The sequence below is a fragment of the Clostridium sp. genome (genome assembly GCF_026168755.1).
GTDB lineage: Bacteria > Bacillota > Clostridia > Clostridiales > Clostridiaceae > Clostridium.
The window spans coordinates 21,385-42,636 of record NZ_JAPFDR010000003.1 but is presented as its reverse complement, the minus strand read 5'-3'; the positions used below and the strand labels follow the sequence as shown (position 1 = coordinate 42,636).

18 protein-coding genes are annotated in these 21,252 nt (G+C 29.2%); 3 read left to right on the top strand and 15 right to left on the bottom strand.

Features of this window, described 5'->3' with window-relative positions; translation table 11 throughout:
* Positions 1-69 precede the first annotated feature (69 nt).
* From buk to cdaA, 5 genes are all read right to left on the bottom strand, one after another.
* Positions 70-1,137 carry a butyrate kinase gene (gene buk, locus Q0Y03_RS02185; RefSeq protein WP_297712200.1) on the bottom strand — a complete coding sequence of 356 codons (1,068 nt, stop codon included), beginning with the start codon at positions 1,135-1,137 and terminating at the stop codon, positions 70-72.
* Positions 1,138-1,158: 21 nt separating this feature from the next.
* Positions 1,159-2,067 carry a phosphate butyryltransferase gene (ptb, locus tag Q0Y03_RS02180; RefSeq protein ID WP_297712199.1) on the bottom strand — a complete coding sequence of 303 codons (909 nt, stop codon included), beginning with the start codon at positions 2,065-2,067 and terminating at the stop codon, positions 1,159-1,161.
* Between the two features lie 221 nt (positions 2,068-2,288).
* Complete coding sequence (locus tag Q0Y03_RS02175; protein ID WP_297712198.1) at positions 2,289-3,887, bottom strand: FAD-dependent protein; 1,599 nt, start codon at positions 3,885-3,887, stop codon at positions 2,289-2,291.
* A 137-nt stretch (positions 3,888-4,024) separates the two neighbouring features.
* Positions 4,025-5,284, bottom strand: a complete 1,260-nt coding sequence (locus tag Q0Y03_RS02170; RefSeq protein ID WP_297712197.1) for a CdaR family protein — start codon at positions 5,282-5,284, stop codon at positions 4,025-4,027.
* Positions 5,254-6,108 carry a diadenylate cyclase CdaA gene (cdaA, locus tag Q0Y03_RS02165; RefSeq protein WP_297712196.1) on the bottom strand — a complete coding sequence of 285 codons (855 nt, stop codon included), beginning with the start codon at positions 6,106-6,108 and terminating at the stop codon, positions 5,254-5,256. Before cdaA ends, Q0Y03_RS02170 begins: the two co-directional genes overlap by 31 nt.
* Before the next feature lie 249 nt (positions 6,109-6,357).
* On the opposite strand from cdaA, the gene Q0Y03_RS02160 reads away from it, so the two are divergent.
* On the top strand, positions 6,358-7,380 hold the full coding sequence (locus Q0Y03_RS02160) for a hypothetical protein (protein ID WP_297712195.1): 1,023 nt from the start codon (positions 6,358-6,360) through the stop codon (positions 7,378-7,380).
* Between the two features lie 74 nt (positions 7,381-7,454).
* Complete coding sequence (locus Q0Y03_RS02155) at positions 7,455-8,033, top strand: cell wall hydrolase (protein ID WP_297712194.1); 579 nt, start codon at positions 7,455-7,457, stop codon at positions 8,031-8,033.
* 54 nt (positions 8,034-8,087) lie between these two features.
* Here the strand turns inward: Q0Y03_RS02155 and iadA are convergent, their stop codons facing one another.
* The 6 genes from iadA to Q0Y03_RS02125 form a co-directional block, all read right to left on the bottom strand.
* Positions 8,088-9,260, bottom strand: a complete 1,173-nt coding sequence (gene iadA, locus Q0Y03_RS02150; RefSeq protein ID WP_297712193.1) for a beta-aspartyl-peptidase — start codon at positions 9,258-9,260, stop codon at positions 8,088-8,090.
* A 43-nt stretch (positions 9,261-9,303) separates the two neighbouring features.
* The gene (locus Q0Y03_RS02145; RefSeq protein ID WP_297712192.1) at positions 9,304-9,828 is read right to left on the bottom strand and encodes a chromate transporter; all 525 of its coding nucleotides are present in this window, start codon (positions 9,826-9,828) and stop codon (positions 9,304-9,306) included.
* On the bottom strand, positions 9,828-10,364 hold the full coding sequence (locus Q0Y03_RS02140) for a chromate transporter (protein WP_297712191.1): 537 nt from the start codon (positions 10,362-10,364) through the stop codon (positions 9,828-9,830). The genes Q0Y03_RS02145 and Q0Y03_RS02140 overlap by 1 nt, the downstream gene beginning before the upstream one ends.
* A 184-nt stretch (positions 10,365-10,548) precedes the next feature.
* Positions 10,549-12,168: a phosphoenolpyruvate--protein phosphotransferase gene (gene ptsP / locus Q0Y03_RS02135; RefSeq protein ID WP_291675734.1), complete on the bottom strand. Its 1,620-nt coding sequence runs from the start codon at positions 12,166-12,168 to the stop codon at positions 10,549-10,551.
* A gap of 312 nt (positions 12,169-12,480) precedes the next feature.
* Positions 12,481-13,515: a ribonucleotide-diphosphate reductase subunit beta gene (locus tag Q0Y03_RS02130; protein WP_297712190.1), complete on the bottom strand. Its 1,035-nt coding sequence runs from the start codon at positions 13,513-13,515 to the stop codon at positions 12,481-12,483.
* Between the two features lie 103 nt (positions 13,516-13,618).
* Positions 13,619-15,856 carry a ribonucleoside-diphosphate reductase subunit alpha gene (locus Q0Y03_RS02125; RefSeq protein WP_297712189.1) on the bottom strand — a complete coding sequence of 746 codons (2,238 nt, stop codon included), beginning with the start codon at positions 15,854-15,856 and terminating at the stop codon, positions 13,619-13,621.
* A 310-nt stretch (positions 15,857-16,166) separates the two neighbouring features.
* Here Q0Y03_RS02125 and Q0Y03_RS02120 point away from each other — a divergent pair, with 310 nt between their 5' ends.
* Positions 16,167-17,024, top strand: a complete 858-nt coding sequence (locus Q0Y03_RS02120; protein ID WP_297712188.1) for a YitT family protein — start codon at positions 16,167-16,169, stop codon at positions 17,022-17,024.
* 77 nt (positions 17,025-17,101) lie between these two features.
* Here Q0Y03_RS02120 and Q0Y03_RS02115 read toward each other — a convergent pair whose 3' ends face one another.
* From Q0Y03_RS02115 to Q0Y03_RS02100, 4 genes are all read right to left on the bottom strand, one after another.
* Positions 17,102-17,656, bottom strand: a complete 555-nt coding sequence (locus Q0Y03_RS02115) for a Fe-S-containing hydro-lyase (RefSeq protein ID WP_297712187.1) — start codon at positions 17,654-17,656, stop codon at positions 17,102-17,104.
* A gap of 12 nt (positions 17,657-17,668) precedes the next feature.
* On the bottom strand, positions 17,669-18,511 hold the full coding sequence (locus Q0Y03_RS02110; RefSeq protein ID WP_297712186.1) for a fumarate hydratase: 843 nt from the start codon (positions 18,509-18,511) through the stop codon (positions 17,669-17,671).
* Positions 18,512-18,654: 143 nt separating this feature from the next.
* Positions 18,655-19,350 carry an N-acetylmuramoyl-L-alanine amidase CwlD gene (cwlD, locus tag Q0Y03_RS02105; RefSeq protein ID WP_297712185.1) on the bottom strand — a complete coding sequence of 232 codons (696 nt, stop codon included), beginning with the start codon at positions 19,348-19,350 and terminating at the stop codon, positions 18,655-18,657.
* Positions 19,351-19,469: 119 nt separating this feature from the next.
* On the bottom strand, positions 19,470-21,083 hold the full coding sequence (locus tag Q0Y03_RS02100) for a Na/Pi cotransporter family protein (RefSeq protein WP_297712184.1): 1,614 nt from the start codon (positions 21,081-21,083) through the stop codon (positions 19,470-19,472).
* Positions 21,084-21,252 lie beyond the last annotated feature (169 nt).

The window sequence follows — 21,252 nt, the reverse complement described above, 5'->3', positions numbered from 1 at the left end:
AAAATGTAATCCCCTCTAAAAATATCCAATATTTGGAATGACCTCAGAGGCGATTACATTTTTTGTATATTAATATTCTTTTGCTTCTTCTTCTCCATCAAGTACACTAATAGCACCTTGAGCTAATGCTAGCAATTCATCTTCTCCTGGATATACAGCCACATTACTAATCCATTCTACTCTTCCCTTAATATCACTAACAACTATAGGTGAATATGCTATTCCACCTGTTAAAATAATAGAGTCAACTTTTCCCTTTAATACAGTCGCCATCTCTCCTATAGCTTTAGATACTTGATATATAAATGCATTGTAAATTAACTCAGCGAATTTATTTCCTTCTTCTTTTTCTCTTAATACATCTCTTGCATCATTAGTATTAAGATATGCAACATATCCACCCTTACCAACAATCTTTTTATATACCTCTTCCTGAGTATACTCTCCACTAAAGCACATTTTAATTAAATCTCCAACTGGAACTGCCCCAGATCTTTCTGGTGAAAATGGACCATCACCATCTAATGCATTATTAACATCAATAACTTTACCATTTTTATGAGCTCCAACAGAAACTCCTCCACCCATATGGACTACTATAAGATTTAAATTTTCATATCCTCTCTTGCTTTCTTTTCCAAATCTCTTAGCAACAGCTTTTTGATTTAGTGCATGGAATTTACTCTTTCTTGGTAGCTCAGGAACTCCAGATATTCTAGCTACAGGTTCTAATTCATCAACAACAACTGGATCAACTATAAAAGCTCTTCCCCCAACTTCTTTTGCAATCTCATTTGCCAAAACTCCTCCCAAGTTAGAAGCATGTTCACCTTGAACTCCAACTTTTAAATCATTAAGTAATGCTTCATTTACCTCATAAGTTCCTCCAGGTATTGGCTTAAGCATTCCTCCTCTACCAACAACTGCATCTAATGTATTAACATCAAAATTATTTTCCTTTAATACATTCATAATTACACTTTTTCTAAATTCCTTTTGTTCAAAAATACTATCGTATTTTGCTATTTCATCAGATGAATGTCTTAAAGTTTCAACAAAAACCTCTTTTTCATTCTCATAAACACCTATTTTAGTAGATGTTGATCCTGGATTAATTATTAATAATTTATATGCCATATCTCTCAATACCCCCTAATATTACTTTCTACCTTCTGAAACTAATGCTGCTAATGCAATAGAATTTACTTTAGTCTCAAAACTATCTGCTCTTGATGTTAAGATAACTGGAGCTGATGTTCCAACTAATATACCACCATTCTTTGTTGGTGCTGTATAAGTTAATGATTTATACATAACATTTGCAACATCTATATTAGGAAGTAATAATATATCTGCCTTACCTGCCACTGAACCAGTAACTCCCTTATGATGTGCTGCTTCTTCTGATAATGCATTATCTAACGCTAAAGGTCCATCAACTATACAGCCTTTAATTTGACCTCTATCACTCATCTTAGATAATAATGCTGCATCTACTGTCGCAGGCATATCTGGATTTACTACCTCAACAGCACAAACTGGTGCAACTTTTGGATTTTGTATTCCACAAGCTTTTGCAACCATTACAGAGTTATTTATTATTTGAACTTTTTCCTTTAAATCTGGATAAGTATTAAAAGCTGCATCTGTTAATAATATTAATCTATCTATTCCTTCAATTTCGAATACAGATACATGGGACATTAATTTTCCTGTTCTAAGTCCAACTTCTTTATTTAATACACTTCTTAAAAATGTAGCTGTATCTACTAAACCTTTCATAACCATATCTGCTTCACCACTAGAAACTAATTGTACTGCTTTTAGTGCTGCTTTTTTAACATCTTCTTCATGAATTATTTCAAAACCTGTTAAATCCATATCAATTTTTATTGCTACTTCTTCAATTTTTGCTTTATCTCCAACTAAAATAGCATCTGCTATACCTCTATCTTTTGCTGCTTTAACAGCCTCTAAAACTGGCTCATCTTGTGCTACTGCTACAGCCAACTTCTTTTTTTCTGCTACTTTTAACTTTGAAAGTAAATCATCAAAACTTTTACTCATAATACACCTCTCCTATTATAACCCTTTTAATAACCATATTAATTAAATATTACAATATATTTTTATATAATGAAATATTTACCTATAATCTATTTTATCAAAGTTTTTAATAAAAACCTAAATTTTCAGAAAATTCACGTTAATTTTTTAACTATTTTTAGAAAAAAATAAAGAAAATCAAATAATTTTTATAACTACTGATTTTCTTTAAATAATATTTATTATATTTGTTTGTATTTTTCTATAATTCTTTCTGCAACTTTAATTCCATCAACTGCAGCTGATACAATTCCACCAGCAAAACCGGCACCTTCTCCACATGGATATAAGCCACTTAATGATATACTTTCTAATCTCTCATTTCTCGTTATTTTAACTGGAGCTGAAGTTCTTGTTTCTATTCCTGTTAAAACAGCATCTTCCCTTCCATAACCTTTAATTTTTCTATCAAAATTATTAACTCCATCTTTTATTCCTTCTACTACATATGAAGGTAAACATTCCCTCATATCAGCAAATTCAAATCCAGGCTTATAGCTTGGCGTTACTGCCCCTAGTTTAGTTGATTTTCTATCATTAACAAAATCACCTAATAACTGAACTGGAGCTTTATAGTTTCCTCCACCAACTTTATATGCTAAAGATTCATAGTGTCTTTGAAACTCCATTCCCCTTAAAACTGAAGTTCCTTCAAAATCTTCTGGCCCAACAGTTACAACTAAAGCTGAATTAGAGTTTTCTTCATTTCTTGCATGATAACTCATTCCATTAGAAACTAACCTTTTATCTTCAGATGCTGCAGCAACAACAACTCCACCTGGACACATACAGAAAGAATATACACCTCTTCCTAAAGTCCTACTTTGATATGTTAAGTTATAGCTAGCTGCTTGTAATCTTGGATGACTAGCCATTTTACCATATTGACCTACATTTATCATTTCTTGTGGATGTTCAACTCTAACTCCAACAGCAAAAGCTTTTGGCTCCATGAATATTCCAATACTATTTAGCATTTCATATGTATCCCTTGAACTATGTCCTAAAGCTAAAACAAGTGCTTCACATGGTATTTCATCACCATTTACTATTATACTCTTTACTTTTCCATCACTACTCTTTATGTATTCAAGCTTAGAAGAAAAACGAACCTCTCCTCCTAAAGCAATAATTTGCTTTCTTATATTTTTAACTACATCTTTTAATATATCAGTTCCTACATGCGGTTTTGCTTCATATCTAATCTCTTTTGGAGCTCCTGCTTTAACTAGTTCAGCTAAAACATAATCACACTTTTTATCCTTAATTCTAGTAGTTAGCTTACCATCTGAAAATGATCCCGCTCCTCCTTCTCCAAATTGAACATTAGACTCTAAATTTAATTCTCCTGTTTTCCAAAACTTATCCACAGTCTCCGTTCTTTTATCAACATCTTCTCCACGCTCTATAATTAATGGTTTATAACCTTTTTGTGCTAACATTAGCGCAGAAAATAATCCTGCTGGTCCTAAACCTACCACTACTGGTCTATGATTTAATACCTCATTACCTGGTTCAACATCTGGCTCATATTTTGAATTATCTATTCTAACATCATTATCATGAACTCTATTTACTAACTTTTCTTCATCTTTATGTTCAATTTCAATTGCATATGTAAGTTTAATATTATCTTTATTTCTCGCATCTATACTCTCTCTAACTATTTTAAAACTTTTAATTTCATCTGCAGAAATTCTAAGCTTCTTACTTGCTTTCTTTTTTAATAATTTTATATCATCATCTAACCCAAGACTTAGGTTGTTAATTCTTATAGTCATATAATCACCCTTAATAATATTATTTCTAGTTTTTAATATTGTATCACAAGATTAACATAGTTAATAGTTAAGGCTCTTAATGTTTTAACAAGAATATAAAAAAATAAAGTTAGCATGAGCCAACTTTATTTTTTAAGCTATTCTTGTGGTACTTCTTCTTGTACTTCTTCCCCACTTGTAGGTACATCTTTTGTTACTTTCAGTTTTATTTCACTTACACTATCTATATTAACATTATCTACTCCAACTAAACTCACAGTTGGTGCTTTAGAAAATTCACCCTCTTCAGTATACTCAGATAAATCTAATTCTGCAGTAAAGTTTGCCTCCGTAAGACTATTTAAAACATCCTCGAAACCAGAAACTGTTATAGTAACTTTATTATTCTCAGGAACAATAGTTACGCCTTCTTGCTTTCCTTTCATTGAATAATCAATAGTAAATTCTTTCGTCTGTACTTTCTCTACAACTATACTTACTGATATAGAATTTTCACCATTATGAATTAATATTCCATCTGGTATTCCTAATGCAACATCAATATTAGTGCTATCTGTTATTTCCGAAAGATTTATAGTTTCTGTTCCAATTTCACTAATTGAACTTAATGTAGATTCAGGCCCTGTTATTCCTATCTCTGTTATAGTTGAACTTATTGACTTTAATCTTAGACCACTTGCTAATGTTCCTGTAGTATTTACCTTAATTGGAACTGTCTTACCTTGATTTATCTCAATAGTTGCCTCTGCCCATTTTTGAGATAGCTCAACACCTGTTACTTCATTATCATCTTCATCTACAGGTTTAAGTATATAATCTTTAACAATGGTCTTTACTGCATTACCTTCTTCACCTTCTGCAACAACTTTTGTTACCTTATTTACTAAAGATTCTGGTCCAGATACTACTATAGTTTCCGGACTAAATACAGGAGTTGCTACATAATAACTTGATTTGGAAATAACATTAATTTTAGATTTTACCGCAACCTCATTTGTAGAATATGCCTCAGTATTTATTGTTATGGTCAGACCATTGCTATTTTTTATTTTAACTGTACTTGGAGCACTTTCTATATTTACTGCAATTTTATTCTCTCCATTTTTAAGTACAAATTCGCTTAAATCTACACTTATAGTAAAATCACTCTTATCTATGCTAAATAAATCCTGACTACTACCTTCTATTTTTAAACTTACATAAAATTCTTGATTTGGGGTTAATGCCAAACCTGCATCTTTTAAGCTATCAGCATTTTTAATTTCTACTGGCACTCTACTCAAATCATAAGATTTTATAGGATTCTCTATATTAGTTACATAAATCCACAATCCTATAGATAGCAAAAGACACACTAGTTGAACAATTATTTTCTGTTTATTTTTCCAGTTATCCATGTTTTCACCTTCTTGCCAGCAGTTTTAACATTCTTTTCTTCTCTATGCTCCATTATCTTAAGTAAAATTGTTCTTAATCTGTCTTTATCATAATTTCTAGTTAAACGTCCATTTATAGCTAAAGAAATAATTCCTGTTTCTTCAGATACTATAATAACAAGTGCATCAGATATTTCAGATAATCCTATTGCTGCTCTATGTCTAGTTCCTAATTTCTTATTAATTTCCTTATTATTAGTTAAAGGTAAAACACATCCTGCTGCTAATATCTTATCTCTTCCTATTATTGTTGCTCCATCATGAAGTGGTGTATTTACAACAAATATATTTTCTAATAAATTTGAAGTTATTTTTGCTTCTATTATAGTTCCTGAAGATATTATTTCTCCAAGCCCTGTTCCCTGTTCAATTGCAATTAATGCACCAGTCTTTGTTTCTGCTAAATTAGCTACTGCATTTACAATCTCACTAACATAAATATTCCTCTGTTCTCTATCTTCAAAGCCATGTTTATCTTCAAAAGCACTTCTCCCTAAATGCTCTAACGCTCTTCTTATCTCTGGTTGAAATATTATAACAACAGATATTATTCCAATAGTTAAAGTTTTGCTTAATATAAAATATAGCATACTTAAATTTAATATAGAACTAATTGGAATTAATATTATTATAAATGCTATTCCTTTTAATAGCTGTTCTGCTCTTGTTTCTTTAATAAGCATATACCCTTTATAAAATATAAATGCTACTACTAAAATATCAATAATAGCAATAAGTGACATGCTCTTTAGTGAATTCATTATCATTGAAATAAAATTTTGCATTTAATCCACCACCATACATTTTCTAATTAAATTATACACCATTCTAATGATTGTTAAAATATTATAACTCTATTTTTATTCTTTAAATTCCCTTATATTTCTTAACTTTAAATTTTTATACTTTTTTATTTTCAACAATAAAATTAACTTTATTTAAGTATATTTTATTTTTCATAATAATATAAATTATAGAAAAAGTTTTTTTCATAATATTTAATATTGTAAGTTAATTTAAAGGATGTGATATATATGGAAAACATAAAAAAATCATTTTCTGAAAATAAAACCTTTGTTATAACACTATTAATTTGTGTAATATTAACTTCATCTATGATGTTATTATTACATAAACGTACTAATTCTATTTCTTATACTAGTGATAATAATTATATTGTTATTGAAGATACTGCTTTAAAAGATTTTGAACCTTATATTTCTGAATTATCAAAAATAAATTTATCATTAAAAGAATGTATTAACGGTGTAACGATAAATAGTAAATCAACATCCAACATATTAAATGATAATTTAAAACAATTAAAGGAATTAAAAGAAAAGGTATCTGCTGTGGTAATAGCAAATAACAATACCCCTAACATAATTCCAAAACTAATTTCATGTATTGAAAATACAGAGAGCTTATACAGCTACTGTGTCGATGTTCTATCTTATACTAGCAATTTATCTATATCTGAAATTACTTCTGAAATACTAATTTTAAAAGAAAGCTGTGAAAAAAGTTATGAAGATTTATCTCCTTATGGCTTTTATTTAAGCTTCCCAGAAGAAAGTGAAGCTTTTTTAGACAATTTAATTGGATACTTAAATACATTAGAAAAATTAAATAAAGAAGAATCAATTAAAACAACTCAATACAATGCATATATTGAAAAGTTAACTAAATGTAGCAATGAATTTTCTGAAATATTAGATGATTTAGAACCAGCTATAAATTTAATAAGAAAAGAAAATAGATCTTTAGATGTAATTCTTAATGATATTAAAGAAAAAGAAAGCACACTGGAAACTATAAAGAAGGATTTTAATTACTCTTCAATACCTGAAGGTTGTATGTCTTATTATAATAGCTTAAATAATACATTTACTTTATATTCAACATACTTAAATTCTTTAAAAATTGCTGTTATATATGAGAAATCTTCACCTAGTTATGAGGAAAATAAAGAAACTATAAACAAAAATTATGATAATGCCTACTCTAAATATGATGATGTAAAAACTTCCTTTGAATCATTATTAAACTCTTTCTGATAATCTTTTGTATTATTTTAAATTTTCTGGGTAAAATATATCTCGATTGGGTTATTCCAAAAGGAGGTTTTTTTATGAAACTTGGAAAATTCTTATTTTGTATTATTCTAACCCTATCTCTTTCAGCACTTGATTTAAGCTTATCAAATTTATCCACTACTAAGGTAAGCGCAAGTACAAAAATAGAAAATAATTTATTAAATTTAGAAAATAATGGAAGTAACTATATAAATTTATCTGATGAAGAATATGTTGAAGTTTTTAAAGATAACAATCAAATGCTTTATTTAACACAATCAGATATTTATTTAATGTCTCAAGTTGTATATGCTGAAAGTAAGGGTGAGCCCTATGAAGGAAAAGTTGCTGTTGCATCAGTTATATTAAATAGGGCTCTTAATAACGGTTTTCCTGATACTATACAAGGTGTTATATTTCAACCAAAAGCTTTTTCTTGTATAGTTGACGGTAGTATTGATGTTCAACCAACTCAAGAATGCTTTGATGCTGTATATGATGCATTAAGCGGTAATGATCCTACAGGAGATGCTGTATTTTTCTACAATCCAGATATAGCTACTTGTACTTGGATGCAAGGTGTTGAAAAGCATAATATAGTCTCTATAGGACAACATTTATTTTTTACATTATAATAAAAATTTAAGGGCTACCTAAAAGGGGTAACCCTTAAATTTTTATTCATATTTCTATTGAAATGTTGGTTTTATAGATGCCTTTCCATCCTCAACAACAATTTTCCCTTTAGCAATTACCATATTGATATCTAAACTCTCTTTATTTACAATAACAAAATCTGCATCTCTTCCTACTTCTATTTTCCCCTTATTATGTAACTTAAGAAATTTTGCAACATTTGAAGTAATTACTTTTATTGCATCTTCTATAGGTACATTATGTTCTTGTATACTATCCTTCACTTCTCTATAAAGAGTTTTAACAGAGCATATTCCAAGTCCAACTAGTTTCCTATTACTATCAAATACAGGCATACTTCCATTTCCATCAGATGAAAATGTTATATGTTCAATATCCACACCATTTCTTAATAAAAGTGATAATCCTTCTCCAGCTCTTAACTCTCCTGGTTCTAAAAATTTAGGATCTGAACTTGTTGTTAAATCTATAAATCCTCCTTTTTTAGCATATTCAATTCCAACTTCAAATAATTTGTCACTCCTATTAATATGTGTAGGCAATAACTGTGTTGGAGGAATTTCAGTTTCTTCTATAAGTTTAAATAAATATTCTAACCTTCTAGCACCATCTCCTAAATGTACATTAACAATTCCAGCTTTTCCTGACAATAATCCTCCTACCCTAGCTTGTGCTACAGTGTTAACAAACTCTTGGTATGATGCCTGTGAACTTCTATGATCTGATAATGCTATCTCTCCAACACCAATAACCTTATCTACCATCATAAAATCACCTTTTATACTTTCTGTAATTGTCTTTACCGGTATCTCATATGAGCCCGTATAGCAATATGATGTTATTCCCTCTTCTTCTAATCCATTTGCTTTTGCAATAAGTGACCTCATATTTCTACATACTCCATCAGTTCCTATACATCCTACAACTGTAGTAATGCCAGCTTCCACTAATGAAATCACTGATATTTCTGGTGTTCTAGTTCTAAATCCACCTTCTCCTCCTCCTCCAATTATATGAACATGACAATCTAAAAATCCTGGAAATAATATTTTACCTTCCCCATCTATTACTTTTACCTCTATAAAATCATTAGGGATATTTACATTATCATATATCCCTTCAATCTTATCACTTACAATAACAATATCTTTTTTTCCTAACTTTTCTGGTGCATATACATTTATATTTTTAATAACAGTAATCATTTTTAACCTCCTTTAAATAGCCTAACCACATTGCTTTTAAGATTTACACATAAAAAACTAGTCCCAATATGGCTGCTATAACTATTACTAATATAGGGTGAACCTTTTTTGATAATAATATAACCCCAACTATCAAAGTTATTATTATACTTTTTAAATCTACATATGATTCTTTTGCTAAATCTATAAATGCATAAATTATAAGTGCAATAAGAACAGGTCTCATTCCTAATAAAGCTGCTTTAACAACTTTTAAGTCTTTAAATTTACTTAATAATTTATTTATTATTGTTATTAATATAAAAGATGTTGTAATTACCCCTAAAGTAGATAGTATACTTCCTCCTATTCCAGCTACCTTATATCCAACAAATGTTGCAGAATTTATAGCTACTGGTCCAGGTGTCATCTGTGATATGCCTATTATATCTGTAAATTCAGACATTGATATCCAAGTATTACTTTCTACTATTTCCTTTTGTATGAATGGTAACATTGCATACCCGCCACCAAAACTAAAAGTTCCAATTTTTAAAAATGCTATAAATAACCTAATTAATAGTTCCATTAACTCACCTTTTCCCTTAAAAACATAGCTCCATATATCCCTGATATCACCACTACTAATACTGGATGAATATTAAAAAAAATTAAAGCTATTAAAGCTATAGTTATTGTTAATATTGTTCTAATATTTTTTGATAAGCCCTTTGATAAACTAATTGCTCCTACTAATACAAGCATTGGAACTGCTGCAGTTATTCCTTTAAATGCTGCATTAACATAATAGTTATCTCTAAACTGCATAAAAAATATAGCTATTATTAATATTATAAAAAACGAGGGTAATATAATTGCCATTAATGCAGTTAGTGCTCCTAGTATTCCACTTATTTTATATCCTAAAAATATAGATGTATTTACTGCTAAAGCTCCTGGTAAACTTTGTGCAACTATTAAAATATCAACAAATTCCTCTTTACTTAACCATCTCTTATTATTAACTATCTCTTCTTCAATTAATGGAATCATTGCATATCCACCTCCAAAAGTGAAAGCTCCAATCTTAAATATAGATATAAATAATTCTATTAATTTTTTCATATAATCACCTCATTGCTTTCATCTACATTAAAATATATCGCTTTTTAACTCTATATTTTATAAATATGATATTAATTTATCACTATTAATTAATATAACAAATTATATAATTATTGGGAAATATACGTTAATTAATGTTAATGCAAAAAAGAGAGAATCGCTAATGCGATTCTCTCTTTACATATTATTCTTGTTCTAATATTATCTTCTTAGCAGATAAGATTGATGTAGCACTCATTGAGAACTCATCTAATCCGTATTCAACTAATGTAGGGATAGCAGCTTCATCTCCTGCCATTTCTCCACACATTCCAACCCACTTACCGTGTTTATGAGCTCCATCTATAGTCATCTTTATTAATCTTAATACAGCTGGGTGCATTGGATTATAAAGGTATGATACTTTTTCGCTCATTCTGTCAGCAGCTAATGTGTATTGGATTAAGTCATTAGTTCCAATTGAGAAGAAGTCAACATACTTAGCTAATTCATCAGCCATAACTGCTGCAGCTGGAATTTCAACCATGATACCCCATTGAGTAGTTTCTGAAGTCTTAACTCCTTCAGCATGTAATTCAGCTCTGCATTCTTCAACGAATTCTTTAGCAGCTTTGAATTCTTCTAAGCCAGAAATCATTGGGAACATAACGCATAGATTTCCGTATACAGAAGCTCTTAATAAAGCTCTGATTTGAACCTTGAATATATCTTTTCTATCTAAGCATAATCTTATAGCTCTATATCCTAAGAATGGATTCATTTCTTCTGGTAATGGTAAGTAAGGTAATACCTTATCTCCACCGATATCTAATGTTCTGATAACAACTTGCTTACCGTTAGCTTTTTCTAAAACAGTTTTGTAAGCTGTGAATTGTTCTTCTTCAGTTGGAGCTTGGTCTCTATCCATGTATAAGAATTCAGTTCTGAATAAACCTACACCATCTCCACCGTTAGCTAAAACTTGATCTATATCTTCTGGCTTACCGATGTTACCACAAACTTCAACTCTCTTACCTGATTTAGTTACAGTTTTAACTTCGATAAGTTTCTTTAATTCTTCTTGTTCTGCTGCAAACTTTTCTTTCTTAGCTTGATATTCAGCAATAACTTCTTCTGATGGATTAATTATTGCAAATCCTTCAATACCATCAACGATTATTGAGTCACCATTTTTAACTGATTTAGTTATATCTCCTAAACCAACAACAGCTGGAATTTCTAATGTTCTAGCCATAATAGCAGAGTGAGAAGTTCTACCTCCGATATCAGTTAAGAAACCAACAACCTTACTTCTATCTAATTGAGCTGTATCTGATGGAGTTAAGTCATAAGCAACAACAACTGTATTTGTTTCAGTTATAGCAAATGCACTTCCACCTTTTCCTGCTAAGTTAGAGATGATTCTTTTAGAAACGTCTTTTATGTCAGCAGCTCTTTCTCTCATATATGCATCATCCATTGATTCAAATATCATAACGAATGTATCTGTTACATTTTGAACAGCTTTCATAGCATTTAAGCTTTCACTTTCAACTGTCATTTCCATTTGACCTGTAAACTCTGGGTCATCTAATAAAGTTAAATGAGCTTCGAAAACAGCAGCTTCATGCTCACCAATTTCAGCTAAAGTTTTTTCTTTAATTGCTGTTAATTGTTCTTTTGATGCTTCTAAAGCAAGTGATAATTTTTCTTTTTCTGCAGCTATGTCACTAACCTTTGCGTCAGTTATAACTATCTCTTCATGTTCTTGAATGAATACTTTACCTATTGCATAACCTTTTGATGCAGCAATACCTTTTTTCATTTCAATTCTCCTCCTACACTTAAGCATAAATTTAGTACTGTTAATAATATTATTTATACATTAGATCACAATCCTACAACATTATGTAAATTTCGTGATAAAATATAAACATTTATAAATATTTATGGATAGATTTTTTATTTTTTTAATCTATCTTATAGAAATTTTATACGAACAAAAAATATTATAACATATTTTTAAGAACGTTATCATTAAAATTTTTAAAATTTATATTTTTGCGCAAACTTTCTCATAAAAATATAAATTTAAATAGTTAAAGTAAGTACCCAAATATAAAATTTGGGCTTTCACTTATAAGTCATCAACCAAGACACTTGCTTTTGCATAGGCTGTTGATTTAGCTTCAAAGAAATCTGTTTTTACAGAATTAGCATTAGCTAAAGAATCTACCCAGGCTGCTGGATTTCTATCATATCCTTCAAATAATGGCTCTAATCCAATTTCCTTTAATCTTTTATTTCCTAAGAATTTAATATATGATTCAATTAAATTCTTATTAATTCCTTGGATATTCTCTCCTATAACATAATTTCCCCAGTTAATTTCATGTTCAACTCCAGTTTTCATCATAAGTCTTAATTCATTAACTAAATCATCAGTAAATACATCTGCCTCTTCTTTTTGAAGTTCTCTAATTAAGTTTCTAAATAACCAAAGATGTGTATTTTCATCTCTATTTATATAACGTATTTCTTGAGCTGATCCTGGCATTTTTCCATTTCTCTCAAGATTATAGAAAAACATAAAACCTGAGTAAAAATAAATTCCTTCTAATATAAAATTTGCCATAATTGTTTTTATAAGATTTTCTTTATTTGGATTTTCTAAAAATTTATTATATTGTTCACCAATAAACTTATTTCTTTCTAAAAGAATTTTATCATCCTTCCATTGATATAAGATTTCATTTCTTTTTTCTGGTGAACATATAGTATCAAGCATATAACTATAGCTTTGTGAATGTACAGCTTCTTGGAAAGCTTGAATAGTTAAACATAAATTAACTTCACTTGCTGTTATATAGTTATTTATATTACTTAAATTAGCTGTTTGTATTGAATCTAAAAATATTAAAAAAGATAAAATCTTATCATATGCCGTTCTCTCATACTCATTAAGCTTATTATAATCTTTTAAGTCTTGTGATAAATTTATTTCTTCTGGAATCCAAAAGTTATTCATTGCCTGTCTATACCAATCAGCAACCCAACCATATTTCATATTATTAAAGTCATTTAGGTTAGTAGTATTACCATTTATCATTCTCTTCTTATTAACTTCTATATCACCATTTTCATTAAATAAAGGCTTTTTATTTACATTCATTACTATTCTCCCACTATTCAAATTTGACTATACCTCAGAGATTAATTAAAAGTACCTAACTTATTTTTAATTATTTTACACTAATACTCTGAGGCACTTTAATTTATGCAGAACAGCTTTCACACTCTTCTACTTCTAAAGATTTTGATCTAACATAGTAGATTGATTTAACTCCACATTTACATGCAGTTATATATAAGTTCATTATTTGTCTCATAGTAAAATCTGTTGTTATATATAGATTAAATGACTGTCCTTGATCTATATGTCTTTGTCTTATTCCATTTATCTTTAAAGAAAGATTTTGATCTGTATTATATGCAGAATTATAGAACCAGAAATTTTCCCAACTTAAATTAGGTGCTGTTTTAGGAACTATACTTCCCTTCTTTTCTTCTAACCAGAATCTTGCCATAACTGGATCTACTCCTTCTGATGTTCCTGCTATTGTTGCTGTAGAACCATTAGGTGCAACTGCAAAAAGATATCCATTTCTTAAGCCACATTCTTTAATATCCTTTTGTAACTTAATCCACTCTTCTGAATTATAATTTCTTAACTTAAAGTAATCGCCATTATCCCAATCCGAACCTCTAAAGCATGAATATTCTCCTTTTTCCTTTGCAATATTCATACTTGCCTTGATTGCATAATAATTAATTTTTTCATATACCTTATCTGTAAATTCTAAATGTTTTTCATCATTCCAATGAATTTTATTATTTGCAAGCATATGATGATATCCACTAGTTCCAAGACCAATTGCTCTATATTTTTTATTAGTTACCTCAGCAAAAGGTACTGAATAATAATTTAAATCTATAACATTATCCATAGCTCTTATTTGAGTTTCAACTACATACTCTAGCTCTTCATCACTATTTACATCTACATTTCCTAAAACAACAGATGATAAATTACAAACTACAAAATCTCCTGCCTTAGTCTTTTCTACAATAATAGTATCTCCATTTTCATCATACATAGTTGTTTCTTGAATATCCATTGGGCTCATATTTTGCATTATTTCAGTACAAAGATTTGAAGAGTAAATCATTCCCCTATGTTTATTAGGATTCATTTTATTTACCGTATCTCTATAAAAAGCAAAAGGAGTTCCTGTTTCAGCTGCACTCTTTATTATTAATCTAACTATATCCTTAACAGACATAACTCTTTTGTCTATTCTTTCGTCATTAACACAATCGTAATATCTTTTTTCCCATTCTTCACCATAAAAATCTTCTAATGAATATCCCTTAACAGACTTTATTTCATGAGGACACATCATATACCAATTTGCATCTATATCCTCTTCTGCTAATCTCCAAAACAAATCTGGATAGCAAAGACCTGGAAATATATCATGAGCCTTTTTTCTATCATCTCCATTGTTAGTTCTTAATTGTAAAAATTCTGGAACTTCTTTATGCCATGCATCTAACCATATAGCAACTGATCCATTTCTAACACCTAACTGATCAACAGCAATTGCTGTATCATTAAATAGCTTTATCCAAGGAATAACTCCTCCTGAAGCACCTTTAAATCCCCTTATTGTTGAACCAATTGCTCTTATTTTTCCTATGTAAATTCCCATTCCACCGCCAAATTTCGAAACTTCAGCAAAGTTATCTAATGATTTATATATTCCCTTTAAACTGTCCTCCACTGTATCAATAAAACATGAGCTTAGTTGATAAAATGGCTTTCTTGCATTTGACATTGTAGGAGTAGCCATAGTTGCTTTAAGAGAGCTTAAAACATCATAAAACCTCTTTGCCCACATAACTCTATCTTCTTGCTTTTCTGGAATTGCTAAATGCATTGCTATTCCCATAAACATTTGTTGTGGAAGCTCAAGAGGTTTTCTATTGTAATCTTGAATTAAATATCTTTTTGTTAGTAAGTCTATACCACTATAAGTAAATATAAAATCTCTTTCTGGCTTTATTTCTTTTTCTAATTCCTCAATTTCATCTTGAGTATAGTTTTCTAGAATATATTTGCCATATAAATTTTTATCTGTCATCTCACTAATAAATTGATAAAATTTACTATAAGGCTTAATTTCTAAATTTATTCCTCTATTTCTTCTAACTTCATCATACAATCTATATACATATAACTTAGATGCAACATATTGCCATTTAGGTTCTTGTTCAGTAGTTAACTCTAATGCAGCTTGGATTACAGAGTCTCTAATTCCTTCACTATCCATAGATTCTCTAATTATATTTTTACAGCTCTCAATTAGTTTTTCTTTTATATAAATTCCTTGTAAATCGTCTATTCCATCAATTGCTTTTTGGCATATATTATCTAAATTAATCACTTTCATTCCTCCACCATATGTTGTACATGTTTATATCTTTAACACAATATATTGTTAATTATAATATTGCTATTTATTCTTGTAAAATCTAAGTACAAATCAAAATATAGAGAAAAAAATACTATTTCATTTGATTACTATCTTTTTCTTTATTTATCTATATAATTATTATTTATAAATAACTATTCTTCTTTATAACTTGTATAATATTCTTTTATTTTATTATAAAGTAAGTTAATAAATCACTTAACATATTTTACTTTTTAATATATAATCTTTATGATAACTATAGATATATCTATACAGAGGTAATATTATGAAAGATTTATTTAAAAGTAAAAGTTTTTATATTGATGTTGTAGTAATTATAATAGGATGTTTTATTTCTTCTTTAGGAGTAAATTTATTCTTATCTAATGCAGGGTTGTTAAGTGGTGGTGTAACAGGTATAGGACTTATTCTTCAATATCTGTGGAATATTCCATCTGGTATTACTGTATTTATACTTAATATCCCATTATTTTTTGTAAGTTATAAATTCCTTAGTAAAAGATTTACTATCTATACAGCTATAGGAATGATTTCTTTTTCAACAGCATTAATGATAACTAAGCCTTTCTCTTCATTAGTTAAAGTTGATGATACATTATTATATTGCATATATGGTGGTGTTTTAAGTGGAATTGGTTATGGTTTAATATTCTTTAGAAATGGTTCTATTGGAGGAACTGACATAATAACCATGGTTGTAAGAAAAAAATATTCTAATCTTGATATAGGTAAAGTTGGATTTGGATTTAACTTAATTATAGTAACGATAGCAGCCTTTATTTTTGGTTTGCCTAAGGCTTTATATACACTTATATCTTTATTTATTACAAGCACTATTCTAGATAAAGTTTTAAGTGGTTTTACTAGCAAAAAACTTCTTCTTATTTTAACTGAAAAAGAAGGAGATATAATAAATTATGTCATTAAAGATATGAATCGTGGTATCACCTCTCTTATGGCTGAAGGTGGATATACCCATCATCAAAGAAAGCTTTTATATGTTGCAGTAACTACATCACAAATGATAAGTTTAAAAAATAAAATTCTTAGAATTGATCCCAAAGCATTTATTACAATAATTGATATCTCCGAAGTTAAAGGTAAGGGATTCCAAAGTATTTAAGTTATTTTATAAATAGATTATAAATTAAAAGTTAAAATAGAAACTTTCTAAATAAAAAAGCGGATTTTTCCGCTTTTTTATTTACTGCTTAAATATTCATTTTTTCCTATTTCATATAAATTATTTCCTTCAGTATCAATAATAACAACTAAAGGCATCTCTTTTACTTCTAACTTTCTTATAGCTTCAGCCCCTAAATCATCATATGCAATTACTTGACATGAAGTTATACACTTACTTATTAAGGCTCCAGCCCCTCCTATTGCGCCAAAATAGATTGCCTTATTTCTTTTAATTGCATCTATTACTTCTTCATTTCTAGCTCCCTTACCTATCATTCCCTTTAACCCTAAGTCTAAAAGTCTCGGCGCATAACTATCCATTCTATAACTAGTTGTTGGCCCAGCTGATCCTATAACCTGTCCTTCTTTTTCTGGAGTAGGCCCAACATAATATATAATTTCATCTTTCAAATTTATAGGAAGATCTTTTCCCTCATTTAATAAATTAATTAATCTACCATGAGCAGCATCTCTAGCCGTATATATTGTTCCTGTTAATAAAATACTATCTCCAGCTCTCAATCCTGTTGTGATATCTTCAGTTAAAGGTGTATTTATACTTTTAATCATCTCATATCCCCCTTATATCTCTCTTTCCTTATGTCTTGTAGCATGACAATTAATATTAACTGCAAGAGGCAATCCAGCAATATGAGTTGGATATGTTTCTATATTTAATCCCAAGGCAGTTGTTTTTCCACCAAAACCTTGTGGTCCTATTCCTAATTTATTTATAGTTTCTAATAATTCCTCTTCTAAATCACTATAAAATTTCCCATTATTTCTTTTATTTAAAGGCCTAATTAAAGCTTTCTTAGCCAAATAAGCTGCTTTATCAAATGTACCTCCAATTCCAACCCCAATAACTATTGGAGGACATGGATTAGGTCCAGCTAACTTTACAGTTTCAATTATAAAATCTTTTACTCCCTGTAATCCATCAGAAGGTTTAAGCATCTTTATCCTGCTCATATTTTCAGAACCAAACCCTTTTGGTGCTACTGTAACCTTAATCTTATCACCTGGTACTATATCATAATAAATAACAGCAGGTGTATTATCCTTTGTATTAACTCTATTAATTGGATCTTTAACTACTGATTTTCTTAAAAAACCTTCATCATATCCTTTTCTAACCCCTTCATTAATAGCATCTTGTAATAGTCCACCAACTATATGCACTTCTTGTCCAACTTCAACAAACACACATGCCATACCTGTATCTTGACATATTGGCATATCTTCTTTTTTAGCAATATCAGAGTTTAATATTATTTGATCTAAAACATTTTCTGCTAATGGCCATGTTTCATTTTCTTTAGCCTTACATAAAGATTTCTTTACATCACTTGATAAATAATAATTTGATTCTATACATAAATCCCTTACTGTACTAATAATTTCTGATATATGTATTTCTCTCATTTGTAATCCCCCTTTTTACTTTTCTAAGTTTAGTTTATAATTTTATTACATTTTTTACAACAATAAGATTATATATTACTCTATAAATTAAAAGCCGACTTAAGTCGGCTTTTAATTTATTCTATCTATTTCCCTGGAAATTACTATGATTCTACATTTTTATTTACATCACCATCAAAATACTTATCAATTCCATTTGATATTCCTTCAACTATCAAATTTTGATGCTCATCACTTTTTAATTTAACTTCTTCGTCTGGATTTGATAAAAAACCACATTCTACTAATATTGAAGCACCTTCATATTTATCCCTTAAAATTAAATATGCTTCAGCCGCTGGCTTTGCTACTCTTTTATTATTATCCTTAACAGATTCTTTTATTGAATCTTGAACTACAGTAGCTAAATTATAACTATTGTCATTTGAAGCATACCAAACCTGTGCACCATAACATTTACTTTGCGGAAACATATTTTGATGAATTGAAACAAATATATCACATTCTGTTTCTTTTTTCATTTCAACTCTTCTATTTAAGTCTTCTCTCTTCTTCTCCCTAACAGTATTACCTTTTTGATAAAGACCTTCATCCTCATCTCTTGTCATATATACATTGTATCCACTTTTTTCAAGCTTATCTCTTAGCTTTAATGCAATTTGCAAATTTATATCCTTTTCTATAGTTCCTGTCTTAGATTGGGCTCCACCATCAATTCCCCCATGTCCAGGATCAATCAAAATGACTTTATCCGAGTTATCCAAGGCAAATGTATTAACTGGCACTATATAAGTAATAATAAGTAGACATGTAATAATAGCAACAATTACTTTCTTCATGACATATCCTCCATTATTTTAATATCACTTTTATTATGTTTAACTTTCAAGCTTATTATACTTATATATTTGTTACTATTTATAAAGTTCAAAAAAAGAAGCCCTTTTGGACTTCTCTTTTATGAATTATTCTCAACAACTATTTCAGCTATATTTGTAGAATGATCTCCTATTCTCTCTAAATTACTCAATAAGTCTAAGAATACTGCTCCTGCATAAGCATTACAAGTACCCTCATGTAATCTTTTAATATGTAGGTCTCTATATCTCTTATGTTGTTTATCTATCTCTGCTTCAATATTAGCTATTTCATTAGCTTTAACGATATCTCTATCAGCATAACTATCAATTGATACATCTAATGCCTTTAGTGTAGTTTGATACATATTAGTTATTTCACTAATAGCCTCTTCACTATATTGCAATTTTTTATTTATTTTTTGAATAGTTAAATCAGCAAGGTTTTCAGCATGATCCCCTATTCTTTCTATGTCAGTTACTATATGGAATGTAGATGCTACTATATTCTTTTCCTTATCTGATAATTCACATTTAGAAAGCTTAACTAAATATGTAGTTATACATTCCTCAAGATTATTAATTACTTCTTCATTTTGGTAAACTTTTTCAGCTAAGCCTTCATCATTTTTCATGAATGCATCCATTGCTAACTCTAAACTTAACTTAGCTTTATTAGCCATTCTTATAGTTTCTTTTACCACTTGTCCAGCTGCAATTACTGGAGTTTCTAATAATCTATCATCAATATATTTAGGTCCTATCTTCTCATCATCTTCACCAGGTATTATTTTTTCTACAATTTTACATAATACAGGAATTAAAGGTACCATTATTAATGTATTAACTACATTAAATATTGTATGTGCATTAGCTATTTGTCTCTTTACATCCCCTGTAAAATATGAAACAAACTCACCTAAAAAGCCTGGTATTATTATTGGTAAAAATATTAATGTACCAACAACATTAAATATTAAATGTAACATTGCTGCTCTATGTGCAGTTTTATTTGTACCTACTGTTGCAAGCATCGCTGTTATACAAGTACCAATATTACATCCCATAATTATTGGTAATGCTTGATTAATATTTAATGCTCCTGCAGTAGCTAATGCTACTAATATACCAGTAGTAGCTGATGAGCTTTGTAATAATGCTGTAATTAAAGCCCCTGCTATTACTCCTAAATACCAATGTTGTCCTACTGTTGTAAGTATTTCTTGGAACATAGGTAGTGTTGTTAATGGTTTCATTGCAGCACTCATTGTTCCCATACCAACAAATAATATACCAAACCCTAATATTATATTACCTATCTCTCTTCTCTTCTTACCTTTTACGAACATTACCATCATAGCACCAACAAAAACGAAAACTGGCGCTATTTCATCTAATTTAAATGCAACTAATTGTGCTGTAATAGTTGTTCCTATATTAGCACCCATTATAATTCCAGCTGCTTGAGCTAAATTCATCAATCCTGCATTAACAAATCCAACTACCATTACAGTTGTAGCACTACTACTTTGAATAACCATAGTAACTACTGCACCCACAATTACTGCAATTACAGGATTTTTAGTTACTTTTTCTAGAATATTCTTTAATCCTTCTCCTGCGGCATTTTCTAGACCATCACCCATTAGCTTCATTCCGTAGATAAATAGTCCTAATCCACCTAATAACTTGATTATTGTCATCAACGTATCCAAGATTTATTCTCCTTCACTCTTGTATATTTTATAAAACTTTTCCCTCGTTAAGTTTACAATAAAATTTAACATTTGTTAATATATTTAAACATTTTTTTAACATATATTTAACATATTTTTTCATTTAAATATGGTATATGTAAATTTTATACACTTTTATTTTTAATTT